This is a genomic window from Luteococcus sp. H91, from assembly GCF_038433135.1.
In the GTDB taxonomy this organism is placed as follows: Bacteria; Actinomycetota; Actinomycetes; order Propionibacteriales; family Propionibacteriaceae; genus Luteococcus.
In genome coordinates this window covers 22,609-46,278 of record NZ_JBCDMV010000023.1, presented here as the reverse complement: position 1 = coordinate 46,278, position 23,670 = coordinate 22,609, and the positions used below count along the sequence as shown (strand labels likewise).

Below are 23,670 nucleotides of genomic sequence, written 5' to 3'. Positions count from 1 at the left end.
CGGTGAGCGAGACCGAACTGTGGCGACGAATGGCCGAACATCTGCCGCCCGGCCGGTTGGAGATCTGGGCCGAGTCGATAGTGCTGGGTGATCTGGGCGGGCGCACCGTGCAGGAGGCGATTGCCGACGGCCTGCCCTTCACTACCATCTGGCGGGCGGTCTGGGCGATGTTGGATCTGCCTGCGAGCTATCGGTGACACGCCGCGTGCGGGACTTGTTTCGTTCGAACAGGCGTTCTACTATGAACACGTATCGAAGCCACGACGCCCACCGGGGCGACCTCTGAGAACTTGTCCACAGCCCGAGTTGTCCACAGCTCGCGGCTGGCCCTGAAAAAATGTCAGAGGCGATTTCTAGAGTCTGTGGTGTTGGTTCGAACACTCGCTCATCCGGGCAGATCCCGGTCAGGAAGGAAGGCCGTCATGGCTGTCGCAGATCGTCAGAAGGCCCTGGAGGCCGCGCTCGCCCAGATCGAGAAGGCCCACGGCAAGGGCACGGTGATGCGCCTGGGCGAGGAGACCCGGGTGCCGATCGGGTTCATCCCCACCGGATCGGTGGCGCTGGACATCGCCCTGGGCATCGGGGGTCTGCCCCGCGGGCGGATCGTGGAGATCTACGGCCCGGAATCCAGCGGCAAGACCACCGTCGCGCTGCACGCCATCGCCAATGCGCAGAAGGCCGGCGGTATCTGTGCCTTCATCGACGCCGAGCACGCGCTCGATCCGGACTATGCGCAGAAGCTGGGGGTTGACACCGACGCCCTGCTGGTCAGCCAGCCGGACAATGGTGAGCAGGCGCTGGAGATTGCGGACATGCTGGTCCGTTCCGGTGCGCTGGACCTGATCGTGATCGACTCGGTGGCCGCGCTGACCCCGCGCGCCGAGATCGAGGGTGAGATGGGCGACTCGCACGTCGGCCTGCAGGCCCGGCTGATGAGCCAGGCGCTGCGCAAGATGACCGGCGCCCTGAGTTCCGCCGGCACCACCGCCATCTTCATCAACCAGCTGCGCGAGAAGATCGGCGTGATGTTCGGTTCGCCCGAGACCACCACCGGTGGCAAGGCGCTGAAGTTCTACTCGTCGGTGCGTCTGGACGTGCGTCGGATCGAGACGCTGAAGGACGGCACGGACATGGTGGGCAACCGCACCCGCGTCAAGGTGGTCAAGAACAAGGTGGCCCCGCCCTTCAAGCAGGCCGAATTCGACATCCTCTACGGCCAGGGGATCAGCCGCGAGGGCAGCCTGATCGACATGGGCGTGGAACACGGCATCATCCGCCGCGCCGGCTCGTGGTTCACCTATGGAACCGACCAGCTGGGCCAGGGCAAGGAGAATGCCCGCAGCTTCCTGAAGACCAATCCCGAGGTGGCCAACGAGATCGAGGCCAAGATCCTGGCGGCCCTGGGAATGGGAGACCAGCCGGAGCCCGAGGAGGTCCCGGAGGGGATTGATCCGGAGACCGGCGAGATCACCTTCTGAGCGTGGCCTTCAACCAACGGCCGCGTCGGCGGCCTGCCCGGGAGGCTCCCATCGTGGGGGTCTCCGGGCAGGCCGACGACCCGGATGCCGATCCGCTGGCCGTCGCCCGGGAGATCGCCCTGCGTCGGTTGACGCTGCGCGACCACTCCCGACGCGAGCTGGATGACGCGCTGGCAGCCAAGGACGTCCCCACCGACGTCCGGGAGGAGTTGTTGGAGCGTTTCGAGGAACTCGGGTTGGTCAATGACCAGAACTTTGCGGAGCAGTGGACCAGGGCGCGGCGCAATTCCCGCAAGCTCTCCAAGGCCGCGGTCCGGCGGGAGTTGCAGACCAAGGGCGTCGATCGGGAGCTGATCGACGAGGCACTCGAACCGATCGACCATGACAGCGAGGTGGAGCTGGCCACCGAGCTGGCACGCAAGAAGTGGCGCACGGTGCAGAACCTGCCGCGCCAGGTGGCCTACCGACGGATGGCGGGTGCCCTAGGGCGCAAGGGCTACTCCTCCAGCGTGGTCAGCCAGGTGCTGCGCGACGTGATGCAGGCCGATCCGGAAGAGCTCTGAACTCCTTGTCATCGCGGCATCGCCCGGTTGCACCGGGTTCAGCGGCGCAATAGCCTCAGCCCATGACTTGGGTGTGGATTGCGCTGACCGTGCTGGGCCTGGCCCTGTGCGTGCTCGGCGTTGCGCTGGTGGCCCTGCTGCGCCGCGGCCGTGACCCACAACCGGCCGCCGTGCAGCCGCTGGCCAGCCCGGTGGTGGACGAGCAGGTGATCGCCAACCGGATCGCCGAGGCCGTCGCGGCCCGGGAGGACCGGATCGTCGGCCTCACCGCCGAACTGGCCCGGCGTGACGAGCGGCTCACGGAGCAACAAGCCGAACGCGCCAGTCTCGACCAGCTGGGGGCCGATGCCCGGGCGCTGCGCGAGCAGGGCGAGCGCAAGCTGGCCGAGGCGGCCGCCACCCAGGCCGCGGCCGAGGACTTTGCCCGTCGGGAACGGGCAGACCTGCGTGAGCTGCGCACCCAGCTGGAGGCCCGCGAACGCCGGTTGGGGGAGCGGGAGGAAAGGCTGCTGGCCGAGAGCCAGACCCTGGAGGCCCGCTCCAGCCAGCTGGTGGAACTGCGCGGCCAGGCCGAACGGCTGCGCGACCAGTTGCAGGCCGATCAGCAGCAGGCCGCCGAGGAGTTGCAGCGCGTCGCCGGGCTGGATCGGGAGCAGGCCCACGCCGAGGTGATGGCCCGGGTGGAGCACGAAGCCCGGCTGGAGGCCACCGCCCTGGCCCGCGACATCGAGCAGGACGCCACCCGGGATGCCGAATCCCGGGCCCGGGGGATCATCGTCACCGCCATCCAGCGGCTGGCCGCGGAGCAGACCTCCGAATCGGTGGTCAGCACCCTGGACCTGCCCAGCGACGAGATGAAGGGCCGGATCATCGGCCGCGAGGGCCGCAACATCCGCCACTTCGAGCAGGTGACCGGCGTCAACGTGATGATCGACGACACCCCCGGTTCGGTGCTGCTGAGCTGCTTCGATCCGGTGCGCCGCGAGGTCGCCCGGCTCACCCTTGACGAGCTGGTGGCCGACGGCCGGATCCACCCCGCCCGGATCGAGGAGGTGCACGAGCGTTCCCGTGACCGGATCGAGCAGCGGATGCTGCGCGCCGCCGAGGATGCCCTGGCCGAGGTGGGCATCTCCGACCTGGATCCGGCGCTGCTGCCGATCATCGGGGCGCTGCGCTATCGCACCAGCTATGGCCAGAATGTGCTGCGCCACCTGACCGAATGCGCCCACATTGCCGGGATGATGGCCAGCGAACTCGGACTGGACGTCGCCACCTGCAAGCGCGCCGCCTTCCTGCACGACATCGGCAAGGCCCTCACCCATGAGGTGGAGGGCACCCACGCCATGATCGGCGGCGAGCTGGCCCGACGCCACGGCGAGCACCCGGACATCGTGCACGCCATCGAGGCCCACCACAATGAGGTGGAGCCGCGCACGGTGGAGGCGGTGCTCACCCAGGCCGCCGACGCGATCTCGGGCTCCCGCCCTGGCGCCCGTCGGGAGTCGCTGGAGGCCTATGTGCAGCGGCTGGACCGGCTGGAACAGATCGCCAGCGCGCATGACGGCGTCGATCGGGTCTTCGCCATGCAGGCCGGTCGCGAGGTTCGGGTGATGGTCAGCCCCGAGGTGGTCGATGACGTCACCTCGCACGCCCTGGCCAAGGACATTGCCCGCCAGATCCAGGACGAGCTGACCTACCCCGGCCAGATCCGCGTGACGGTGGTGCGGGAATCCCGGGCCAGCGAGATCGCCCACTGAACGGCCCCAGGACCAGTCCCGCGAGGCAGTTCGGCCTCAGACGGCCTCGCTGCGCAGTCCCCAACGGCAGCTGAAGCTCTCCCCAGGCTGCAGCAGCACCAGGTCGTCGTGGGTGGGGCCCGGGTTGTAGGCGTCGGGGCCCACCGTCATCGGCTCGATCGCGATGCTGCACCGGTCGCCGGGGGTGTACACCTGCAACCAGTCCATCTCCTCGCCGGCCCACAGGACGGTCCGGAAGCTCTCACCCTGCAGGACGGCCTGCCATTTGCCGTCGGCGACGACGGCGGTGGTGAAGGCGGTGTCCAGCTCCAGCCCGGCCACCGGCAGGGGGCCGCGCCGGTCAAAGACGGTCCCGGCCACGTCGTGCAGTTGCACCGGCAGCAGCCGATCGTCGGATTCCAGCCGTCGGGCGAAGGGCAGCACCAGCAGGTCATCGTCGACGCTCTCCTCGCCATCGGGCGGCAGCAGGTAGGGGTGCGCCGCATAGCCGAACGGCGCCGCGGATTCGCCCAGATTGCGGGCGGTGACCTCAATGCCGAGCCCGGCCTCGGAGAGCTGGTGGGTCACCAACAGCTCCAGGGTGCCGGGCCAGCCGTCGCTGGGCTCCAGCAGCAGCCGCTGGGTGAGGTGCTCGTCGCCCTGCTCGACGGTGGTCCAGAGCAGGTCCTTGACCAGGCCGTGGATCGCATTGCCCCGCTCGGGTTCGTTGACGGGCAGCTGGTAGTCGGTGCCCACCAGACTCCACTTCCCGTCGCGGATCCGGTTGGGCCAGGGCATCAGCTGCTGGCCCTGGCAGCCCTCGGGGGATGAGTCCTCGGAAAAACTGGTGACCAGTTCCCGGCCGTCGACGGCATAGCTGCGCAGCCCGGCCCCCAACTCGGTGACGACGGCGCGCTGGCCGCCCAGGGTGAGGACGTGCTGGGTTCCGGTGGGGGTGCTCATGCGGTCAGCCTAGGACCTTCATCATCCGGACTGCATCTCGAACCAACAACGGTCAAAGCGTGCTGCGGCCAGGTCATTGATTCGGATGTTGAAGTACACCGCGCCACCGTCGCACCAGGTGAAGGATTCTCCTTCTCCCAGTTGCAGCAACAGCCGCCACTGTCTGGCCTCTGGGGCGTCCTTCCAGGTCTCGTCGACGGTCGGTTCTCGGCCTTCATCAATGCCGCGCAGCATGGCGGCGGCGCGCGGACGGGTGTCGGACTGCACATGATCCGGGGTGCCCAGGAGCCGATGTTCGGGGGCAGGTGAACAGGGGAGGGGAACGAGCCGCAGGGGATCGTCCGAATCCAGCAGATCGTCGTAACCTCTCAGGTGCATGCTGAGTTGCCAGTAGGCATCTCGCTGTTCCTCGGTGAGATCGAGGTCTTCCATCTCCAGCAACGCGAGGTCTGGCCAGGTCATGATGCTCTGCGCCCGCACCGGGGTGTCAAACTCCCACTGGTCGGGCGGCGGCGGTCCGTCTGCGCGATCCGGCAACTCGCTCTCCGGCGTGTGGATGACCGCAAAACCCGAACGATCCGACGTATTGTGCCCACTCGCGAAGTCTCGGTCGTCCAGATAGTCGCAGAGGAAGAAGCTGAGCACCCCGTCCCGGGGCAGCAGCCCGTCGATGTCGAAGGGGTGCAGCTCGGCCAGGTCGAGTTGCGCCAGCAGGCGCAGCGGTTCGCCGCGACGGGTGGGGACCTGGCCGACGGGCATCCGCGGGCGGCCACCCAGCCGGCTCCAGACTCGAGCATCCTGATCCTGGGTCAGTCCAATCGCCACTTGGGCCAGGCCCGCGATGGTCTGGGCATGCTCCGCGAGCCCCGCTGTGCAAAGAAGTTGCCGGAACTGTTCACGCGCCAGGCTGGGGTCCATGGGGAGAGCCTGCCACCGGCAGGGGCCAGGATCGGCTCCGGGTCACACCCGAAATTCCGCAACCGGGCAGGCGGCAAACTACAGTTGTCCCACCATGTCGAATGCCAGCACCGCCCCCACCATGCCCGCTCCCGCCGACGGCCAGCCCCGCAGTTACCGGGTGATCACCTACGGCTGCCAGATGAATGTGCATGATTCGGAGCGGATCTCCGGCCTGCTGGAGGACGCCGGTTTCGTCCGCAATGAGCGCGAGGTGGCTGACGAGGGCGGAGCCGACATCGTCGTCTTCAACACCTGCGCGGTGCGGGAGAATGCCGACAACCGGCTCTACGGCACCCTGGGGCACATGGCCGCGGTCAAGCGCACCCGACCGGGCATGCAGATCGCCGTCGGCGGATGCATGGCACAGAAGGACCGCGACGTGATCGTCGGCAAGGCCCCGTGGGTCGATGTGGTCTTCGGCACCCACAACGTCGGCAAGCTGCCGATCCTGCTGGAGCGCGCCCGGGTGGAGGAGGCCAGCCAGGTGGAGATCGTCGAGGCGCTGGAGACCTTCCCGTCCAACCTGCCCACCCGGCGTGAATCGCCCTATTCGGCGTGGGTGAGCATCAGCGTCGGCTGCAACAACACCTGCACCTTCTGCATCGTGCCGCAGCTGCGCGGCAAGGAGACCGATCGTCGCCCCGGCGACATCCTGGCCGAGATCCAGGCATTGGTGGACGAGGGTGTGCAGGAGATCACCCTGCTGGGCCAGAATGTCAACACCTATGGCGTCGAATTCGGCGACCGCGCGGCCTTCGCCAAGCTGCTGAGGGCCTGCGGCGAGATCGACGGACTGGAGCGGGTGCGTTTCACCAGCCCGCATCCGGCCAGCTTCACCAGCGACGTGATCGACGCGATGGCCGAGACCCCCAATGTGATGCCCAGCCTGCACATGCCCTTGCAGTCGGGCTCGGACAAGGTGCTGCGCGAGATGCGCCGTAGCTACCGCAGCGAGAGGTTCCTGCGGATCCTGGACGAGGTGCGCGCCAAGATCCCGCACGCTGCCATCACCACCGACATCATCGTCGGTTTCCCGGGGGAGACCGACGAGGACTTCGAGGGCACCATGCGGGTGGTCGAACAGGCCCGGTTCAGCGCCGCCTTCACCTTCCAGTATTCGATCCGCCCCGGTACCCCGGCCGGTGTGATGGCCAACCAGGTGCCCAAGCCGGTCGTCCAGGAGCGCTACGAACGGCTGCTGGAGCTGGTGAACCGCACCGCCTGGCAGGAGAACCAGAAGCTGGAAGGCACCGAGGTGGAGGTGATGTTCGCCGCGGGGGAGGGCAAGAAGGATGCCGAGACCCAGCGGATGAGCGGCCGCGCCCGGGACAATCGGCTGGTGCACGTCGCGGTTCCGACCGATCCGGCCGAGCGCCCGCGCCCCGGCGACATCGCCACCACCATCATCAGCCACGCCGCCCCGCACCACCTCAATGCGGATGGCGGGATCAGCAACCTGCGCCGCACCCGCGGCGGCGACGCCTGGCAGGCCCGGCACGACGCCCCGCCCGCCCCGAAGGGCGTCGGGCTGGGGATGCCAACCTTCGGCCTGCCGAAGAACTGACGCTCGCCGGGGCGCCGGTGAGTCGTTCAGCCGAAATTCACCACTGCTGTCTAACCTGACCTCCGATGCGCGTCGAGCCCCCGATCGGCGCCCCACCGAGAGGATCCCCGATGCCCCGACGCCCAGGCCTTCGCGCCCGTCAGGCCCTCCCCGTCGCCCTGCTGGCCACGCTGTTGGCCGGCGGAGTGGCCCCCGCATCCGCCAGCGCGGCCCCCAAACGGGTCTACCAGCCGGGTGATGCCAGCACCTGCAGCGTGAATCCGAAGCTGGCCAAGCACAGCATGCGGGCCATGTGGATCGCGTCGGTCAGCAACCTGAACTGGCCCAGCCGCGCCGGCCTGTCCCCAAAGCAGTCCCAGGCCGAGCTGATCGGCCTGCTGGAGCTGGCCAAACGTAATGGCCACAATGCGGTGGTCCTGCAGGTGCGTCCCACCGCCGACACCTTCTGGCCCAGCAAGCGCGAGCCCTGGTCGCACTGGCTCACCGGCACCCAGGGCCGCAATCCGGGCTGGGACCCGATGGCCTTCGCCGTCCAGCAGGCCCATCAGCGCGGGCTGGAACTGCATGCCTGGGTGAATCCCTACCGGGTGGCGCAGGACGCCACGGGCAAGAAGCTGTCCGCCAGCCATCCCGCCCGCAAACACAAGGACTGGACGGTCTCCTACGGCGGCAAGCTGTACTACAACCCCGGCCTGCCGCAGGTGCGCAAGCACGTGGTGGACACCATCACGGAGATGGTGGCGAAGTACGACGTCGACGCCGTGCACTTCGACGACTACTTCTACCCCTACCCGGTCAGCGGCAAGAGCTTCAACGACAGCGCCACCTATGCCCGCTACGGCAAGTCGATGGGGCTGGCCGCATGGCGCCGCTCCAACATCAACCTGCTGATCAGCGACACCCGCAAGGCCATCCAGCGGACCCGTCCCGGCACCCAGCTGGGCGTCTCGCCCTTTGCGGTCTGGCGCAATGCCCAGACCGATTCGCGTGGATCGGCCACCACGGCCGGGGTGGAGACCTACGACGACCTGTACGCCGACACCCGCACCTGGCTACGGGCCGGCATGGTGGACTACCTGGTGCCGCAGGTCTACTGGTCGCGCAGCCTGAAGGCGGCCCGCTATGGCACGGTGACCCAGTGGTGGGCGGATCTGGCCCGGCAGAGTCCACGATCGAATGTCTACCTGGGGGAGGCCAGCTACAAGGTCGGAGCCCCGGGTGACAAGGCGTGGCGCAACAGCCGGGAGCTGGTCTCCCATCTGGAGCTGGTCAGCAAGCAGCGCGATGCGCGCGGCCGTGCAGTACTGCAGGGGCACATGTTCTTCGACGCCTCATCGGTGCGGGCCAACAAGCTCGATGCCCACCGGATCGTGGCTCGAGAGTGGTACGGCAAGCCGGCCCTCACTCCCCGCACGCCCTGGCTGGATTCCCGGGCACCGGCCGCCCCGTCGGTGAAACGGGTGGGCAATGACCTGCGGATCCAGGCTCCGGGGGCCACCCAGCTGGTCATCTACCGGGTGGTGAAGCCGGGCCGGGTGAACGGCTGTGACCTGGCGGACACGCGCTTCGTCGCCGCCGTGGTGAACAACACCGGGCGTTGGACCATCCCGGCCGCCCAGCGCGGCAATGCCGCTTGGTTGGTGAGCGCGGTGGATCGCGGCTCCAACGAATCGGCGGTCACCCTGGTTCGCTGAACCGGCGTCACCCGGCCCAGGACGACGGCGGGGCGGATGCCGTCGCATCCGCCCCGCCGTCGTGTCCTGGGTGATCGGTGAGGATCACAGGTTGCCGGTCTTGTCCTTGATGAAGTCCTGGCCCCGGTCCACCTTGTCGGCGTACTTGGCGTCGGTCTTGCCGTCGACGAAGTCACCGGCCTTGTCGACGCCCTGGTCAACCTGCGCCTCGTGGCTGTTGACAGCGTCGCGCGCCTTGTCGGCATTGCCGGTCAGCGCATCCTTGGCCTTGTCGAAGATTCCCATGCGGTACTCCTAGGTTCGTGGGGCGACACCCCCTTTGGGGTGGCTTCCACCTCCATCGTCGCGCCGCGTGGTCCGCCTTTCAACGGCATCCGCTGGCAGCTGAATGGCAAACATCTTGGGCCGACGGGCGTGTCGCGGCCACAATGGGGGTGTGACCCTCCCACTGCTCGTGATCAACGGCCCCACCGCCTCGGGCAAGTCCAGCCTGGCCATCGAGGTCGCCCTCGCGCTGCGTGAGCGGGGTGTACCCAGTGAGATCGTCAATTCCGACTCGATGTTGATCTATCGCGGGATGGACATCGGCACGGCCAAACCAAGGGCAGCGGAGCTCACGCTGGTCAAGCACCACCTGGTCAACTGCTGCGAGGTGACCCAGCCCGCCTCGGTGGCGGAATTCCAGAAGCAGGCCCGCGAGATCATCGCCGAGCTGCGCGAGCGCGAGGTGCTGCCCGTCCTGGTCGGCGGGTCGGCGCTCTACGTGCATGCCATCTTGGACGAGTTCAGCTTCCCGGGCACCGATCCCCGGGTCCGGGCGCGCTACGAGGATCGGTTGGCTCAGCTGGGAGCCGAGGCCCTGCATGCCGAACTGGCCCAGCGCAGTCCCGTCGTCGCCGCCGGAATCCTGCCGGGCAATGGGCGCCGGATCGTGCGGGCGCTGGAGGTGCTGGAGCTCACCGGAGGGTTCACCCCAACGCTCCCCGAGTGGAGCTATGCCGTTGCCGGCGTGCTGCAGTTCGGGCTGGAACTCGACCGGGAGACCATGGACCGCCGGATCGACGAGCGGGTGGAGCAGATGTGGGCCGACGGCCTGGTGGCCGAGGTGGAGGCCCTGGTGCCGCAGGGCCTGCGCGACGGGCTGACCGCCTCGCGGGCCCTGGGCTACCGGCAGGTGCTGCAATTCCTGGATGGGGAGCTGACCGAGCACGAGGCCCGGGAACGCACCAAGAGTGGTACCCGCAAATTTGCCCGCAAGCAATTGGGCTGGTTCCGGCGCGACCCTCGGATCGTCTGGCTGGCGGCCGGCGACCCGACCAATGCCGAGACCATCGTGGCGGCCGCCCTGTCCGCACTCGACGGCGTGGACCCCGAGCTCGGCGACGTCGAGCAGTGAGTAGCGTTGATCGCATGAGGAAATGGAGTTTCGCCAAGGGGCACGGCACCAAGAACGACTTCGTGATCCTGCGGGACCGGCACGGCATGGTCAAGATGAGCGATGCCGACGTGCGCTACCTGTGCGACCGGCGCGGCGGGATCGGCGGCGACGGGTTGTTGCGCGTCACCCTGGCCAGCTCCATCCCGGAATGGGAGGGCGACCCGGACCTGTGGTTCATGGACTACCGCAATGCCGACGGCTCGATCGCCGAGATGTGCGGCAACGGTCTGCGGGTCTTCATCCGCTACCTGCTGGAGGAGGACATGGCGGCCGGTGAACAGATCACCGTCGCCACCCGCGCCGGCCTGCGCCACGCCTGGCCGCTGATCGACGGCCGGATCCGGACCGATCTGGGCACCGTCACGCTGGCCGACGAGCCGGTGGAGATCACCACCGGGGACTGCAGCTGGCAGGCCACCGAGGTCAGTGTCGGCAATCCACATGCCGTGTGCTTCCTGGCCGACGGGCAGGAGCTGGACGGCCTGGACCTCACCCGGGAGCCGAGCTGGAGCCCGGCCGAGCGCTATCCGCACGGCACCAATGTGGAATTCGTCGAGGTGCTGGAGGAGCGGCACATGCGGATGCGGGTGCACGAGCGCGGCGCGGGGGAGACCCTGAGCTGTGGCACCGGCACCGTCGCGGCCGCCGCCGCGTACGCTCGGCGCGCCGCGCTGGGCGACGGCGAGATCCGGGTGGATGTGCCCGGCGGTTGGCTGACCGTGGAGTTGGCCGGGGACCGGGCGATGCTCACCGGCCCCGCCGTGATCGTCGCCCGAGGCGAGGCCTGGCTGCCCGATTCGCTGTAATTGGCTGGCATTGCCTGGGCCGGGGTGACAAGCTTGTCCAACGATGACTCCACGCCGTTACCCTGACCCCAGCCCCGAGCCCGACGACTTCGACGACCTCTACGAGGACCTCGACGTCGATCCAGACGGCGAAGACCCCGAGGCGCTGGCCGCCGACTACGATCATGACGGCCTGCAACTGGACTTGGCCGAACGACTCTCGCTGAAGCGCGTCGCTGGCATGTCCACCCAGGTGGAAGACATCAGCGAGGTCGAATACCGAGACCTGCAGCTGGAACGCGTCGTGCTGATCAGCGTCTGGACCACCGGCACCGAACAGGACGCCGAGAATGCCATGACCGAGCTGAAGGCGCTGGCGGAGACCGCCGGCGCCCAGGTGCTCGAAGGGCTGATCCAGCGACGCAAGTCGCCCGACCCGGCCACCTACATCGGCCGCGGCAAGGTGGACGAGCTGCGCGAGGTGGTGGTGGCCACCGGCGCCGACACTGTGATCTGCGACGGTGAGCTGCAACCCGCACAGCTGCGCAACCTGGAGGACCGGGTGCGGGTGAAGGTGATCGATCGCACCGCGCTGATCCTGGACATCTTCGCCCAGCACGCCGAGAGCGTGGAGGGCAAGACCCAGGTGGAGCTGGCCCAGCTGCAGTACCTGCGCCAGCGGTTGCGCGGCTGGGGTGGCAACCTCTCCCGTCAGGCCGGTGGCCGGGCGGCGGGCGGCGCTGGCATCGGTGGCCGTGGCCCCGGTGAGACCAAGATCGAGACCGATCGTCGCCGGATCAACACCCGGGTCGCCATCCTGCGCAAGCGGATGCGCGAGCTGGACGCCACCCGGGAGAACAAGCGCGCTGACCGCAAGCGCAACCGGATCCCGTCGATCGCGATCGTCGGCTACACCAATGCCGGCAAGAGTTCCCTGCTGAACCGGTTGACCGACGCCGGGGTGCTGGTGGAGGACGCCCTGTTCGCCACCCTGGACCCGACGACGCGTCGGCACACCACGCCGGACGGCCGGGTCTACACCCTGACCGACACCGTCGGTTTCGTCCGTCACCTGCCGCACGACCTGGTGGAGAGCTTCAAGTCGACGCTGGAGGAATCCGCCCAGGCCGACCTGCTGCTGCACATCGTCGACGGTTCCGACGCGGATCCGGTGGGCCAGATCCAGGCGGTGCGCACCGTGCTGAACGACATCGACGCCGGGGACGTGCCCGAGCAGCTGGTGATCAACAAGACCGATCAGGCCAGCACCGAGGCGCTGCAGATGCTGCGCACCCAGTACCCGGAGGCGATCTTCGTCTCCGCCCGTACCGGGCAGGGCGTCGACCAGCTGCGCGCCGTCGCCGAGAGCCGGCTGCCCAGCCCGGAGATCAGCATCGAGGCATTGATCCCCTACGAGCGGGGTGACCTGGTGGACAAGATCCATCGCAATGGGCAGTTCATCACCATCGAGCACACCGGCGAGGGCACCCGCGTGGTGGCCCGGGTGCACCCCGAGCTGGCCGGTGAGCTGGAGCCCTTCGCCAGCTGATCCGGGTAGGCTGGATCGGTGCCCGACGCCGAGGAGAACCAGACCGACCAGACCGCCGCCAAGCACACCTCCGCCGAGGTGCTGCAGGCGGCGGTCGCGGCGATCGGCGGCACCCCGCGCGAGGGCCAGCAACGGATGGCCGAAGCCATCGAACGGGCCATTGACACCGGGGAACACCTGCTGGTGCAGGCCGGCACCGGCACCGGCAAGTCGCTCGGTTACCTGGCGCCGGCGCTGCTGCACGTGCAGGGCAGCCAGCAACGGATCGTGATCGCCACCGCCACCCTGGCGCTGCAGGCCCAGTTGGCGAATACCGACATCCCCAATGCGCTCAAGGCCGTCGCCCAGGTCACCGGCCGGGAGCCCAAGCACGCCATTCTCAAGGGCCGCACCAACTACGCCTGCCTGCTCAAGATCCGCGACGGGGTGGTCGACGAGCAGGACACCCTGCTGGGCGGTGCTGATCTGGCCGCCAACCTGAAGCAGTCCAAGGCCGACGCGGAATCCGTGCTGGGCGCCGAGGTGCTGATGCTGCGCGACTGGGCCGAGGAACAGATCAAGACCAAGGGACTGGCGGACAAGGACGACGCCCCCGCCCACACCCCGCGCGCCTGGGGCCTGGTCTCCATGCCGGTGCGGGAATGCCTCGGCGTGCAGCGCTGCCCCTACGGCACCGAGTGCTTCGTCGAGGCCAGCCGGGAGAAGGCGCGCGGATCGGATCTGGTGGTCACCAACCACGCGCTGCTGGCGATCGACGCGATGCATGGGGGCACCGCCCTGCCCGAGCACGACATCGTGATCATCGACGAGGCGCACGAACTGGTCAGCCGGGTCACCGGCGCCGCCAGCGACGAGCTCAGCCCGCAGACCGTGGAACGCGTCGCCAAGCGGGCGCTGCCGTGGCTGAGCGATGACCTGGGGCTGGAATTCCTGGAATGCGGCGACATCCTGGCCGCCGCGCTGGAGGACACCGAGCTGGCTCGGATCACCCAGCCGTGCGCCGCCACCACCGCGTTCGAGACCATTCGCGACGTCTCCCGCCGGGTGGTCACCGGGCTGGGCAGCAAGGCCGAGAAGGGCAAGAAGGACGTCGACCCCGAACAGCAGCAGGCCGCCAGCGCCGTCAAGGAGGTCTTCGACATCGCCGAGCGGATGGCGGCGCTCAGCAGCAATGACGTGGTCTGGGTGAGCGAGCGGGAACGCTTCGGGCGGCAGGCGCAGGTGGCGCCGCTGAGCGTCGCCGGGTTGATGCGCGAGCGGGTGCTGGGCGAGGCGACCACCATCATGACGTCGGCGACGCTGAAGATCGGCGGCGACTTCAACCAGGTGGCCGGGCAGATCGGGCTGCGGAAGGCGGACCGGCTGGAGGGGGAGCGGCACGATCCGGACAACCCGCTGGCCTGGCGGGCGCTGGACGTCGGCACCCCGTTCAACTACCAGCGGCAGGGCATCCTGTACTGCGCCACCGGACTGCCCAATCCACGGCGCGACGGGATCACCCAGGAGGCGCTGAGCGAGGTCGCCGAGTTGGTCTGGGCGGCGGGCGGCCGCACCCTGGGGCTGTTCGCATCGCAGAAGGCCGCCGAGACCGCCGCCGCACACGTCCGCAAGCAATTGCCCAAGATGACCATCCTGTGCCAGGGCGACGCCCAGCTCTCCGAGCTGACCCGACGTTTCGTGGCGGAGCCGGAGGTCTGCCTGTTCGGCACCGTCAGCCTCTGGCAGGGGATCGACGTGCCGGGCGAGACCTGCGAGCTGGTGATCATCGACAAGATTCCCTTCCCGCGCCCCGACGACCCGCTGATGCAGGCCCGCCAGCAGGCGGTGGCCGAGGCCGGCGGCAATGGCTTCATGTCGGTGGCGGCCACCCATGCCGGGCTGCTGCTGGCCCAGGGCGCCGGCCGGCTGATCCGACGGGTCAGCGACAAGGGCGTGGTGGCGGTGCTGGATCCCAGGCTGGTGACCGCCCGCTATGGCGGCTTCCTGCGCGCATCGATGCCGGACTTCTGGATGACCCGGGATCGGGAGGTTGCCGTCCAGGCGCTACGACGCCTGCAGGCCGCGCGGGAATAGTCGATCAGACGCGGCGCAGGACCGCGACCACCTTGCCCAGGATCTTCGCGTGGTTGCCGTCAATGGGGGAGTAGGACTCGTTGTGCGGCAGCAGCCAGACCTGGCCGGGGGTCTTCTTCAGCGTCTTGACGGTGGCCTCGTCGTCCAGCAGCGCCGCGACGATGTCTCCATTGTTGGCGTCGGGCTGCTGCCGGACCACCACCCAGTCGCCGTCGCAGATGGCGGCCTCCACCATCGAGTCACCGTGCACCTCCAGCATGAAGGTGACGCCGTCACCGACCAGCTGCTTGGGCAGCGGGAAGACCTCCTCGAGGTGTTCCTCGGCCAGGATCGGGCCGCCGGCGGCGATCCGGCCGACCATGGGCACGTTCACCGCACTGGGGAAGGCATCGTTGATCCCGGTGATGTCCCCGGTGGGTTCGGCGGTGGGGGCGGACGCTTCATGCTGCGCCTTGAGCGAATTGGGTAGGTGCAGTTCCATCGCGCGCGGCTGGCCGGGCTTGCGGTGGATGAAGCCCTTGAGCTCCAGCTGCTTCAGCTGGTGGGCGACGCTGGAGGAGCTGGCCAGGCCGGCGGCGTCGCCGATCTCCCGGAAGCTCGGCGGGTAGCCGTGGGTGGCCAGCGAGTCGCGGATGATCTCCAGCATTCGTCGCTGGCGTCCGCTCAGGCCGTCGACGTCGACCGGGCCGTCGGGCAGCATCTTGATCCGTCCACGGCCTGCCAGTTCCCGACGAACCTGCTCATTGGTGGGGCGGCCCACGGGGCGCTTGCCCTTCTTGCCGGTCTTCTTCTCGTCGCCTGTCGCCATGGCTCAATCCTAGACTCCACAGGTGTTCGATTCAAACGCTTGTTCGAGGTGTGTCGGGCTCTTCCTGGGTGTGGCATCAGGCGTCCCGCAAAAAATGTCAGAGGCGCCTGTTTGACTCATGCTAACCCTCGATCGGGTGGTCTTCCCCGGAGGAGACGGCACGCCATTCGAACGACTGTTTGAATGGATCGGACGGGGGCGCTAGTATTTGTGTCGAACACTCGTTCGAAGGCCGGATGGGTCCTCGAGCAGGTTCGCCCAAGACCAAGGAGTAACCATGAGTGCATCGCTGATTGCCAAGGCCGAGGCCGTCACCCCGGCTCCGACCCGCCGCCGCGTGCGTGAGCCGCAGCTGCGGGGGCCCCAGGCTCGTCCGCAGGGGCTGGCCGCCCCGGGTGGCCGTCCGCTCCAGCCGGTTGCTCCGGGTGGGCACGGCGTCCCCGTCCAGCTCGTGCTGGACGTCCCGCTGCCGAGGCGCACCGTCCCCGCCCCGGCCGGTTCCGGCACGCGGGTGCAGCTGACCGATCGCGGGATCCTGGCCATCGTCATCCTGTTGGCCGTGATTGCGGTCGCCACCGTCGTGATCGGCCTGGTCTCCTTCTTCAGCGTGAGCAATGCACCGCTGGAAGAGGGCGCGCCGCAGCAGAGCGTCGCCGCCAGCCTGCAGAGCTAGCCCGCGCGCAGCGAAGGCCCCGACCCAATTGAACTGGTCAAAGGGGTCGGGGCCTTCGCGGGGAGCCGCTTGGCTGTGCCTACTTGGTGTCGATCACCAGAGTGCCGACGATCTTGTCCGCGATGGTCTGGCGCTTCTTGTCCCACAGCGGGAAGAGGTAGCCGACAAGACAGATGATCGCGTCGATGAAATGGGCGAGCTGGCGCAGGAAGGCCTTCAGTGGGCCGATCGGCTGGCCGGTCTCCTCTCTGACCAGCTTGGTGCCCATCACCTGGCGGCCGACCGAGACGCCATTCTTGCCGTCCCGGTAGACCATGTTGTAGAAGAACCAGGCCCACGCGAGGAGCATGAGGATGATGCCGAACGTGGGGTTGGTGCCCTCTGGCATGTTGGGATCCCATGTGCTCTCCAGGCCAACCATCGGCTCGGCGATGCGGTACAAGATGCTGTAGGGGAGCCAATCGATGATGTAGCTGGCCACACGCTTCACCCACGGGGTCAGCTTGGCGCCGCCATAGGGCTGGCCGTAGCCGGGCTGGGCGTACATCGCATTGGGGTTGGCCATCGCATTCGGATCGCCATAGGCCGGCGCGCCATGGATCTGCTGGCCATAGGGATCGCCAGTGGGCTGGCCGTAGGGATTGGCCGACGGCTGCGCGTAGGGGTCGCTCGCGGAAGGCTGCGGGTAGGCCTGCGGCTGCTGGCCGTAGGGATTGGCCGACGCCTGGCCATAGGGGTCATGGGCGGCCGGCTGCACCGGCTGCGCCGGCTGGCCGTAGGGATTGGCCGGCGGCTGGCCGGCCGGATTCTGGTTGCCCGCATTCTGCGGATTCCACGGGTCGTTGTTGGGGGTGTTGTTGTTGGGGAAGTCGTTCACAAGGGCCTCCGGGTTGGTGATCTGCCTTGATGCTAGGGGGCCAGTGGGGCAGCTGGAGCGCCACACACCGTTGCCCGGTGAGTCTTCAGCCGAAAGCGGGCAGAATCGACCACATGGAAGCCCCATCCTTCGACGCCAACCGCGCCCTGCGCGGGGTGGGTGCGTTGGCGCTGGTCGCTGCCGGGCAGCTGGGGCTGGTGCTCGTGCTGGGGCGGGGTGTGCCCTGCCCGTTGCGTGCCACCACCGGACTGCTCTGCCCGGTCTGTGGCAGCACGACGGCCGGTCTGCACCTGCTGCGGGGCGAGTGGCTCGCCGCCTGGCAGGCCAATCCCTTCGCCCTGCTGGTGGGGGCGGGGCTGACGCTGTGCACGCTGGCCTGGCTGGTGGAGGCTCGCGGTGGCCCGGCGCTGCGCCCGCCGCGGTGGCTGCGGCCACTGACCTTCGATCGGGTGCTGGTGCTGATGGCCGGTCCGGCGCTGGTCTTCGCGGTGCTGCGAAACCTGCCCTGAGATCGGCTGCGCGGGGAGCGATTGTGCGCCCGGCGAAGCATCCGGTCAAGGCGGCACGCGGGGCTGGTCGGGAGTTGCCGAAAAGCCAGCCGACGCGCCGCCGACACACCTCTGAGAGCGGTTTGACGTTGTGTCCCGAACGACCTACGGTAGCTACATCTAGTGGTTGCAGGCGTGTGATTCATCTACAGCTAGTGGTTGAAGGCACAAGGGTTGCCCACTTGTCCAGTCCATCGACGACACCTTCGGGTGCATGTCGTCATGCGCCCGAAAGGAGCCCGCCATGCACTGTCCCTTCTGTCGCAATGCCGACTCCCGGGTGCTCGACTCCCGGGCCGCGGACGACGGTTGCAGCATTCGCCGTCGCCGCCAGTGCCCGGCCTGCGAGCGCCGGTTCACCACCATCGAGCAGGTCCAACTCTCCGTCGTGAAGAAATCCGGCGTCGCCGAACCCTTCAACCGGGACAAGGTGATCTCCGGCGTCCGCAAGGCCTGCAAGGGCCGCCCGGTCAGCGAGGCCGATCTGGCCCGGCTCGGCCAGCGGGTGGAGGAGAGCCTGCGGGCCAGCGGCCAGGGGGAGATCCCCACCGACGAGGTCGGCGTGGCCATCCTCGACCCCTTGCGGGAACTCGACCCGGTGGCCTACCTGCGCTTCGCCAGTGTCTACCAGCACTACCAGAGCGTCGAGGACTTCGAGACCGAGATCGCCCGCCTGCGCAGCACCACACCCAAGACAAGCTCCCAATCCGACGATGAACCCACCGAAGAAGGCTGATATGACCGAGACCACCAGGACCACACGCCGCAGCACCAAGAAGGCGCCCGGCCTGACCATCGAACGCGTCTTCTCCACCGAGGGTGTCCATCCCTATGACGAGGTGACCTGGGAGAAGCGCGACGTCGTCCAGACCAACTGGAAGACCGGCGAGAGCGTCTTCGAGCAGAAGGGCGTCGAGTTTCCCGACTTCTGGAGCCTGAATGCCTCCACCATCGTCACCACCAAGTACTTCCGCGGCGCCCTGGGCACCCCGCAGCGCGAGACCGGCCTGAAGCAGCTGATCGATCGCGTGGTCACCACCTACTCCAAGGCGGGCCTGGAGCACGGCTACTTCGCCACCGAGGCCGACGCCCAGGTCTTCGAGGACGAGCTGCGCTGGATGCTGCTGCACCAGTACTTCAGCTTCAACTCCCCGGTCTGGTTCAATGTCGGCACCGCCAGCCCGCAGCAGGTCAGCGCCTGCTTCATCCTGAGCGTCGACGACTCGATGGATTCCATCCTGAACTGGTACAAGGAGGAGGGCTTCATCTTCAAGGGCGGCTCCGGCGCCGGCCTGAACCTGTCCCGGATCCGTTCCTCCAAGGAGCTGCTGAGCTCCGGCGGCACCGCGTCGGGGCCGGTGAGCTTCATGCGCGGCGCCGACGCCAGCGCCGGCACCATCAAGTCCGGTGGCGCCACCCGTCGCGCCGCCAAGATGGTGGTGCTGGACGTCGACCACCCGGACATCGTGGAATTCGTCGAGACCAAGGCGCGCGAGGAAGACAAGATCCGCGCCCTGCGCGACGCCGGTTTCGACATGGATCTGGGCGGCAAGGACATCACCAGCGTCCAGTACCAGAACGCCAACAACTCGGTGCGGGTCAGCGACGAGTTCATGACCGCCGTCGAGGGCGACACCATGTTCGGCCTGAAGGCCCGCGGCGACGGCCGCACCATCGAGGAGGTGAAGGCCACCGAGCTGTTCACCAAGATCGCCACCGCCGCGTGGGAGTGCGCCGATCCGGGCATCCAGTACAACGACACCATCAACGACTGGCACACCAACCCGAACACCGGGCCGATCACCGCATCCAACCCGTGCAGCGAGTACATGAGCCTGGACAACTCGTCCTGCAACCTGGCCAGCCTGAACCTGCTGAAGTTCCTGGGTGACGACGACGTCTTCGACGCCGAGAAGTTCACCAAGGCCGTCGAGCTGATCATCACCGCGATGGACATCAGCATCTGCTTTGCCGACTTCCCGACCGAGGCGATCGGCGAGACCACCCGCAACTTCCGCCAGCTGGGCATCGGCTACGCCAACCTGGGCGCCCTGCTGATGGCGCTCGGCCTGGGCTACGACTCCGAGGGTGGCCGGGCGCTGGCCGCCGCCATCACCTCGCTGATGACCGGCACCTCCTACCGGCGCAGCGCCGAGCTGGCCGCCGTCGTCGGGCCGTACAACGGCTACGCCGAGAATGCCGAGCCGCACCAGCGGGTGATGCGCAAGCACCAGGCCGCCAGCGAGGCGCTCAAGCCGCTGCACACCAATGACAACCTGGTGGCCAAGGCTGCCGCGGACCAGTGGGAGCAGGTGGTCAGCCTGGGCGCCACCAACGGCTTCCGCAATGCGCAGGCCTCCGTGCTGGCCCCCACCGGCACCATCGGCTTCATGATGGACTGCGACACCACCGGTGTGGAGCCCGACTTCAGCCTGGTCAAGTTCAAGAAGCTGGTGGGCGGCGGCTCGATGCAGATCGTCAACCAGACCATCCCGCGCGCCCTGAAGAACCTGGGCTACGGCACCGCCGACGCCGACCAGATCGTCGCCTACATTGCCGAGCACGGTCACGTGATCGACGCCCCGGTGCTCAAGTCCGAGCACTACGAGGTCTTCGACTGCGCCATGGGTGCCCGCGCCATCCAGCCGATGGGCCATGTGCGGATGATGGCTGCCGTCCAGCCCTTCCTGTCTGGCGCGATCAGCAAGACGGTCAACCTGCCCGAGTCCGCGACGGTGGAGGAGATCGCCGACGTCTACCTGCAGGGCTGGAAGCTGGGCCTGAAGGCCCTGGCCGTCTACCGTGACAACTGCAAGGTGGGCCAGCCCCTGAGCGACGGCAAGAAGGGTGACGGCAAGAAGGTGGCCGACGCCGCCGAGGCGGCCGCTGCTCCCGCCCCGGCTCCCGAGGTGCGGATCGAGTACCGGCCGCGGCGTCGCCGCCTGCCCAAGAGCCGCGACGGTCGCACCACCAGCTTCTCGGTGGCCGGCGCCGAGGGCTACATGACCTCCAGCCAGTACGAGGACGGTCAGCTGGGCGAGGTCTTCCTGAAACTGGGCAAGCAGGGTTCCACCCTGGCCGGCGTGATGGACGCCTTCTCGATCGCGATCTCCATCGCGCTGCAGTACGGCGTGCCGCTGGAGACCTATGTGCAGAAGTTCACCAACCAGAAGTTCGAGCCGGCCGGCATGACCGACGACCCGGACATCCGGATCGCGCAGTCCATCATGGACTACATCTTCCGTCGGCTGGCGCTGGACTACCTGAGCTTCGACGAGCGCAGCGAGCTGGGGATCTACACCTCCGCCGAGCGCGCCCGCTACGTGGAGACCGGCTCCTACATCAGCGAGGAGGACGAGGCGGCGATGCCCGAGTCCGAGTCCCTGAAGAATGATGCCGCCGACGACCTGCGGGTGGATGAGGCGGGCCCGATCCAGCCGTCGCTGATCCAGGCCACGCCCAGCGTGCAGCAGGAGACGGTGGGCAGCGCGCACACCACCACGGAGATGATGGAGGGCCTGACCGGGCACGCCATCGACGCGCCGCTGTGCATGACCTGCGGCACCAAGATGCGCCCCAGCGGTTCCTGCTATGTCTGCGAGGGTTGCGGCTCCACCAGCGGTTGCAGCTGATCCAGATCAAGACAGGTGCCCAGCCTTGCATGGCTGGGCACCTGTCGGCACGGCTGGGGCACGGGTGAGCAGGTGGCCCGGCCAGCAGCCTGACCGTCGGGCGGCATTGTCTGGCTGGCTCACCTCTCAGGCGAGCGCAACACCAGGGCGCGCAGGGCCAGGTGCAGGTCGAGGCGGCCCGGACCCGACTGCCAGCCCTCGCCCAGGAGGCTGGCCGAGCAGGGCATCAAGCCCGCTACGTGATCGAATGCGCCGGCCATGGGCACCCGCAAGATCGGCCCGGCGCTGGCGGCCAGCTGCACCGTGGTGATCAAGCCAGCGTCCGCGACTCCATTGACCATGCTCTACCTGATGCAGACCCTGCAGGACGTGGGCGTTCCCGACGGCGTGGTGAACTGCGTGGTCAGCTCGAAATCGAGCGTCGTCTCGAAGCCGATCCTAGACGATCCGAGGTTGCGCAAGTTGACCTTCACCGGGTCGACCGAGGTGGGGCGGGCGCTGCTGCAGCAGGCGTCCGCGAGTGTCCTACGGACGTCGATGGAGCTCGGCGGCAATGCGCCCTTCGTGGTGCTGCACGACGCAGACGTGGCCCAGGCGGTGAAGGGCGCCATACCCGCCAAGTTCCGCAACAACGGCGAGGCCTGCACCGCAGCCAACCGCTTCTACGTCCACCGTGACCTGGCCGAACAGTTCCTGACGCAATTGGTGGCCGAGGTCGAGAAGCTCGTTGTCGGGCCCGGAAATTGCGAGGGTACGACGCTGGGCCCGCTGGTCGACCAGGCCACCCTCGACAAGGTCGCCGAACTCACCGAGGACGCCGTCGCGAAGGGAGCTCGGGTGCTCACCGGCGGGAAATGCGTCGAGCGGGATGGTTTCTTCTTCGAGCCCACCGTGCTGGCCGACGCGCGGCTGCTGAAGGAGGAGATCTTCGGACCGGTCGCCCCGATCGTGGTGGTCGACTCGGACGAGGAGGCGATCACCCGCGCTAACGACACCGAGTTCGGGCTGATGTCCTACGTCTTCTCGCGCGACGTGTCGAGCGGTCTGAAGGCCGTCGAGCAGATCGAGTCGGGCATGGTGGCCTTCAACACGGGCGTCGTCTCAAACCCGGCTGCCCCCTTTGGCGGGGTGAAGCAGTCCGGCCTCGGACGCGAGGGCAGTCACGAGGGCCTGGAGGAGTACTTGGAGACGAAGTACGTCGGAATCACGCTCTGACGAGGGTGTTCCTGGCAGGACGAGTACCACCATGCAGGCAGGAGAACGCACAGACCAGGCCCTCCGGCCTCAGCGGACGGACGTTGCGACTGATCGCCCGGGGACTGCTACTGGTGTCACGTTGGCGGCGTCCTTCGTCAGAGGCAGAGTCGAGATCTGGTGCTTCTAACGGGGCTGCCGCGTCACTGGCTGCAAGGCGGCCGCGTGGCCCTTGTCATTCACCCACTGATGGATTCGCTGGATTGGCACGGTAGATTACGGGCAAATCAGGTTCGCATCCCATCCCCAGGAGTTTCCGATGACCCCCCGCACCCTCCGTCTGGCTGCCGCACTGGCGGCTCCCTTGCTGGCGCTGTCGTCCTGCTCTGCGCAGCCCACCCAGCCGACCCCCTCGGCCGTCGCCAGTGCCAGCGGCGGCTCCGACGTCCTGGAGCGACTGGGCCTTGCTGATGCGGATGCCGTGACGCTGGTCAACACCCTGGACCGCTCCACCGACGCGCGCCCGCTGGACCTCAAGGCCTCGGTGAAGGCCAACGAGGTGGTGCTCACCGACGGCGCGGGCGAGCGCATTCTGCCGCTGCCGGCCGACAAGTTCTACCTGTCGATCGCGCCCTACCGCGAGACCACCCACGAGTGCTTCGCGCACAGCCTGTCCGGCTGCCAAGGCGAGCAGGTGAACAAGCAGGTCAAGCTCACCATCACGGACCAGCAGGGCAAGAAGCTGGTGGACAAGCAGACCAGCACCGCCACCAATGGCTTCGTCGGGGTCTGGTTGCCGCGTGACATCTCCGGCACCGTCACCGCGACGATCGATGGCCGCACCGGCACGGTGCCCTTCGCCACCACCGCCGACAGCCCGACCTGCCTGACCACCCTGCAACTGCGCTGAGGGCGGCCCGAACCGCTGCGGGATCCGCCCGCGCGGGAGTAACGTCGATCCATGGACAAGGTCACCCGACCAGGGTGGGCACGGGTGCTGCCGGGGCTCGACGCCCTGACGCACTACCGGCGGGAATGGCTGCGGGGTGACATCCTGGGCGGCATCACGATGGCTGCCTACCTGGTTCCCCAGGTGATGGCACCTCCGTTGACGAGCTGGATCGGCTGCGGGAGA

Annotated in this window: 21 protein-coding genes; 16 read left to right on the top strand and 5 right to left on the bottom strand. The window is 68.1% G+C overall.

All coding sequences use genetic code 11. The annotated features are described in order from the left end of the window. The first annotated feature begins 2 nt into the window (after window positions 1-2). From AAEX57_RS12340 to rny, 4 genes are all read left to right on the top strand, one after another. The gene (locus AAEX57_RS12340) at window positions 3-197 is read left to right on the top strand and encodes a DUF3046 domain-containing protein (RefSeq protein WP_342092563.1); all 195 of its coding nucleotides are present in this window, start codon (window positions 3-5) and stop codon (window positions 195-197) included. 225 nt (window positions 198-422) lie between these two features. Beyond that, window positions 423-1,478: a recombinase RecA gene (gene recA, locus AAEX57_RS12335; protein ID WP_342092562.1), complete on the top strand. Its 1,056-nt coding sequence runs from the start codon at window positions 423-425 to the stop codon at window positions 1,476-1,478. A 2-nt stretch (window positions 1,479-1,480) separates the two neighbouring features. After that, window positions 1,481-2,041, top strand: coding sequence for a regulatory protein RecX (locus tag AAEX57_RS12330; protein ID WP_342092561.1), 561 nt, complete (start codon window positions 1,481-1,483; stop codon window positions 2,039-2,041). Window positions 2,042-2,103: 62 nt separating this feature from the next. After that, window positions 2,104-3,798, top strand: coding sequence for a ribonuclease Y (rny, locus tag AAEX57_RS12325; RefSeq protein WP_342092560.1), 1,695 nt, complete (start codon window positions 2,104-2,106; stop codon window positions 3,796-3,798). 36 nt (window positions 3,799-3,834) lie between these two features. On the opposite strand, the gene AAEX57_RS12320 is transcribed toward rny, so the two are convergent. Then, the gene (locus AAEX57_RS12320) at window positions 3,835-4,740 is read right to left on the bottom strand and encodes an aldose 1-epimerase family protein (protein ID WP_342092559.1); all 906 of its coding nucleotides are present in this window, start codon (window positions 4,738-4,740) and stop codon (window positions 3,835-3,837) included. 21 nt (window positions 4,741-4,761) lie between these two features. Then, window positions 4,762-5,658, bottom strand: coding sequence for a YwqG family protein (locus AAEX57_RS12315; RefSeq protein WP_342092558.1), 897 nt, complete (start codon window positions 5,656-5,658; stop codon window positions 4,762-4,764). 121 nt (window positions 5,659-5,779) lie between these two features. On the opposite strand from AAEX57_RS12315, the gene miaB reads away from it, so the two are divergent. Both miaB and AAEX57_RS12305 read left to right on the top strand, forming a co-directional pair. Further along, the gene (miaB, locus tag AAEX57_RS12310; RefSeq protein ID WP_342092624.1) at window positions 5,780-7,264 is read left to right on the top strand and encodes a tRNA (N6-isopentenyl adenosine(37)-C2)-methylthiotransferase MiaB; all 1,485 of its coding nucleotides are present in this window, start codon (window positions 5,780-5,782) and stop codon (window positions 7,262-7,264) included. 110 nt (window positions 7,265-7,374) lie between these two features. Next, entirely contained in the window at window positions 7,375-8,958 is a 1,584-nt protein-coding gene (locus AAEX57_RS12305) for a glycoside hydrolase family 10 protein (RefSeq protein ID WP_342092557.1), read from the top strand. Window positions 8,959-9,042: 84 nt separating this feature from the next. Here the strand turns inward: AAEX57_RS12305 and AAEX57_RS12300 are convergent, their stop codons facing one another. After that, entirely contained in the window at window positions 9,043-9,243 is a 201-nt protein-coding gene (locus AAEX57_RS12300; RefSeq protein WP_342092556.1) for an antitoxin, read from the bottom strand. Window positions 9,244-9,394: 151 nt separating this feature from the next. Here AAEX57_RS12300 and miaA point away from each other — a divergent pair, with 151 nt between their 5' ends. From miaA to AAEX57_RS12280, 4 genes are all read left to right on the top strand, one after another. Next, window positions 9,395-10,354: a tRNA (adenosine(37)-N6)-dimethylallyltransferase MiaA gene (gene miaA / locus AAEX57_RS12295; protein ID WP_342092555.1), complete on the top strand. Its 960-nt coding sequence runs from the start codon at window positions 9,395-9,397 to the stop codon at window positions 10,352-10,354. Between the two features lie 14 nt (window positions 10,355-10,368). Beyond that, a complete protein-coding gene (gene dapF, locus AAEX57_RS12290) occupies window positions 10,369-11,202 on the top strand; it encodes a diaminopimelate epimerase (protein ID WP_342092554.1) in 834 nt (277 codons plus the stop codon). A gap of 43 nt (window positions 11,203-11,245) precedes the next feature. Then, window positions 11,246-12,730, top strand: a complete 1,485-nt coding sequence (gene hflX, locus AAEX57_RS12285) for a GTPase HflX (protein WP_342092553.1) — start codon at window positions 11,246-11,248, stop codon at window positions 12,728-12,730. A 135-nt stretch (window positions 12,731-12,865) separates the two neighbouring features. Continuing rightward, window positions 12,866-14,803 (top strand): ATP-dependent DNA helicase, encoded by a 1,938-nt coding sequence (locus AAEX57_RS12280; protein WP_342092623.1) that lies wholly within the window; start codon window positions 12,866-12,868, stop codon window positions 14,801-14,803. A gap of 4 nt (window positions 14,804-14,807) precedes the next feature. Here the strand turns inward: AAEX57_RS12280 and lexA are convergent, their stop codons facing one another. Continuing rightward, complete coding sequence (gene lexA / locus AAEX57_RS12275; protein ID WP_446721147.1) at window positions 14,808-15,611, bottom strand: transcriptional repressor LexA; 804 nt, start codon at window positions 15,609-15,611, stop codon at window positions 14,808-14,810. Window positions 15,612-15,888: 277 nt separating this feature from the next. On the opposite strand from lexA, the gene AAEX57_RS12270 reads away from it, so the two are divergent. Further along, window positions 15,889-16,284 (top strand): hypothetical protein, encoded by a 396-nt coding sequence (locus tag AAEX57_RS12270; RefSeq protein ID WP_342092552.1) that lies wholly within the window; start codon window positions 15,889-15,891, stop codon window positions 16,282-16,284. Window positions 16,285-16,363: 79 nt separating this feature from the next. Here the strand turns inward: AAEX57_RS12270 and AAEX57_RS12265 are convergent, their stop codons facing one another. Then, window positions 16,364-17,161 (bottom strand): RDD family protein, encoded by a 798-nt coding sequence (locus AAEX57_RS12265; protein WP_342092551.1) that lies wholly within the window; start codon window positions 17,159-17,161, stop codon window positions 16,364-16,366. A gap of 113 nt (window positions 17,162-17,274) precedes the next feature. Here AAEX57_RS12265 and AAEX57_RS12260 point away from each other — a divergent pair, with 113 nt between their 5' ends. The 5 genes from AAEX57_RS12260 to AAEX57_RS12240 all read left to right on the top strand — a co-directional run bounded on the left by AAEX57_RS12260 (window position 17,275) and on the right by AAEX57_RS12240 (window position 23,445). Continuing rightward, on the top strand, window positions 17,275-17,670 hold the full coding sequence (locus AAEX57_RS12260) for a DUF2752 domain-containing protein (RefSeq protein ID WP_342092550.1): 396 nt from the start codon (window positions 17,275-17,277) through the stop codon (window positions 17,668-17,670). A 283-nt stretch (window positions 17,671-17,953) separates the two neighbouring features. Then, complete coding sequence (nrdR, locus tag AAEX57_RS12255) at window positions 17,954-18,445, top strand: transcriptional regulator NrdR (RefSeq protein ID WP_342092549.1); 492 nt, start codon at window positions 17,954-17,956, stop codon at window positions 18,443-18,445. Between the two features lies 1 nt (window position 18,446). Beyond that, window positions 18,447-21,341: a vitamin B12-dependent ribonucleotide reductase gene (locus AAEX57_RS12250; protein WP_342092548.1), complete on the top strand. Its 2,895-nt coding sequence runs from the start codon at window positions 18,447-18,449 to the stop codon at window positions 21,339-21,341. A 258-nt stretch (window positions 21,342-21,599) separates the two neighbouring features. Beyond that, a complete protein-coding gene (locus tag AAEX57_RS12245; RefSeq protein ID WP_342092547.1) occupies window positions 21,600-22,556 on the top strand; it encodes an aldehyde dehydrogenase family protein in 957 nt (318 codons plus the stop codon). 298 nt (window positions 22,557-22,854) lie between these two features. Next, window positions 22,855-23,445, top strand: a complete 591-nt coding sequence (locus AAEX57_RS12240) for a CueP family metal-binding protein (protein ID WP_342092546.1) — start codon at window positions 22,855-22,857, stop codon at window positions 23,443-23,445. Window positions 23,446-23,670: the final 225 nt, after the last annotated feature.

Bases quoted from the DNA above. Each gene is read 5' to 3' on its own strand.
- AAEX57_RS12320 (WP_342092559.1), bottom strand. From the start codon at position 4,740: ATGAGCACCCCCACCGGAACCCAGCACGTCCTCACCCTGGGCGGCCAG.
- AAEX57_RS12250 (WP_342092548.1), top strand. From the start codon at position 18,447: ATGACCGAGACCACCAGGACCACACGCCGCAGCACCAAGAAGGCGCCC.
- dapF (WP_342092554.1), top strand. From the start codon at position 10,369: ATGAGGAAATGGAGTTTCGCCAAGGGGCACGGCACCAAGAACGACTTC.
- miaB (WP_342092624.1), top strand. From the start codon at position 5,780: ATGCCCGCTCCCGCCGACGGCCAGCCCCGCAGTTACCGGGTGATCACC.
- AAEX57_RS12270 (WP_342092552.1), top strand. From the start codon at position 15,889: ATGAGTGCATCGCTGATTGCCAAGGCCGAGGCCGTCACCCCGGCTCCG.
- AAEX57_RS12245 (WP_342092547.1), top strand. From the start codon at position 21,600: ATGGGCACCCGCAAGATCGGCCCGGCGCTGGCGGCCAGCTGCACCGTG.
- AAEX57_RS12315 (WP_342092558.1), bottom strand. From the start codon at position 5,658: ATGGACCCCAGCCTGGCGCGTGAACAGTTCCGGCAACTTCTTTGCACA.
- AAEX57_RS12240 (WP_342092546.1), top strand. From the start codon at position 22,855: ATGACCCCCCGCACCCTCCGTCTGGCTGCCGCACTGGCGGCTCCCTTG.
- recA (WP_342092562.1), top strand. From the start codon at position 423: ATGGCTGTCGCAGATCGTCAGAAGGCCCTGGAGGCCGCGCTCGCCCAG.
- hflX (WP_342092553.1), top strand. From the start codon at position 11,246: ATGACTCCACGCCGTTACCCTGACCCCAGCCCCGAGCCCGACGACTTC.
- AAEX57_RS12300 (WP_342092556.1), bottom strand. From the start codon at position 9,243: ATGGGAATCTTCGACAAGGCCAAGGATGCGCTGACCGGCAATGCCGAC.
- lexA (WP_446721147.1), bottom strand. From the start codon at position 15,611: ATGGCGACAGGCGACGAGAAGAAGACCGGCAAGAAGGGCAAGCGCCCC.
- AAEX57_RS12305 (WP_342092557.1), top strand. From the start codon at position 7,375: ATGCCCCGACGCCCAGGCCTTCGCGCCCGTCAGGCCCTCCCCGTCGCC.
- AAEX57_RS12280 (WP_342092623.1), top strand. From the start codon at position 12,866: ATGGCCGAAGCCATCGAACGGGCCATTGACACCGGGGAACACCTGCTG.
- rny (WP_342092560.1), top strand. From the start codon at position 2,104: ATGACTTGGGTGTGGATTGCGCTGACCGTGCTGGGCCTGGCCCTGTGC.
- AAEX57_RS12260 (WP_342092550.1), top strand. From the start codon at position 17,275: ATGGAAGCCCCATCCTTCGACGCCAACCGCGCCCTGCGCGGGGTGGGT.
- nrdR (WP_342092549.1), top strand. From the start codon at position 17,954: ATGCACTGTCCCTTCTGTCGCAATGCCGACTCCCGGGTGCTCGACTCC.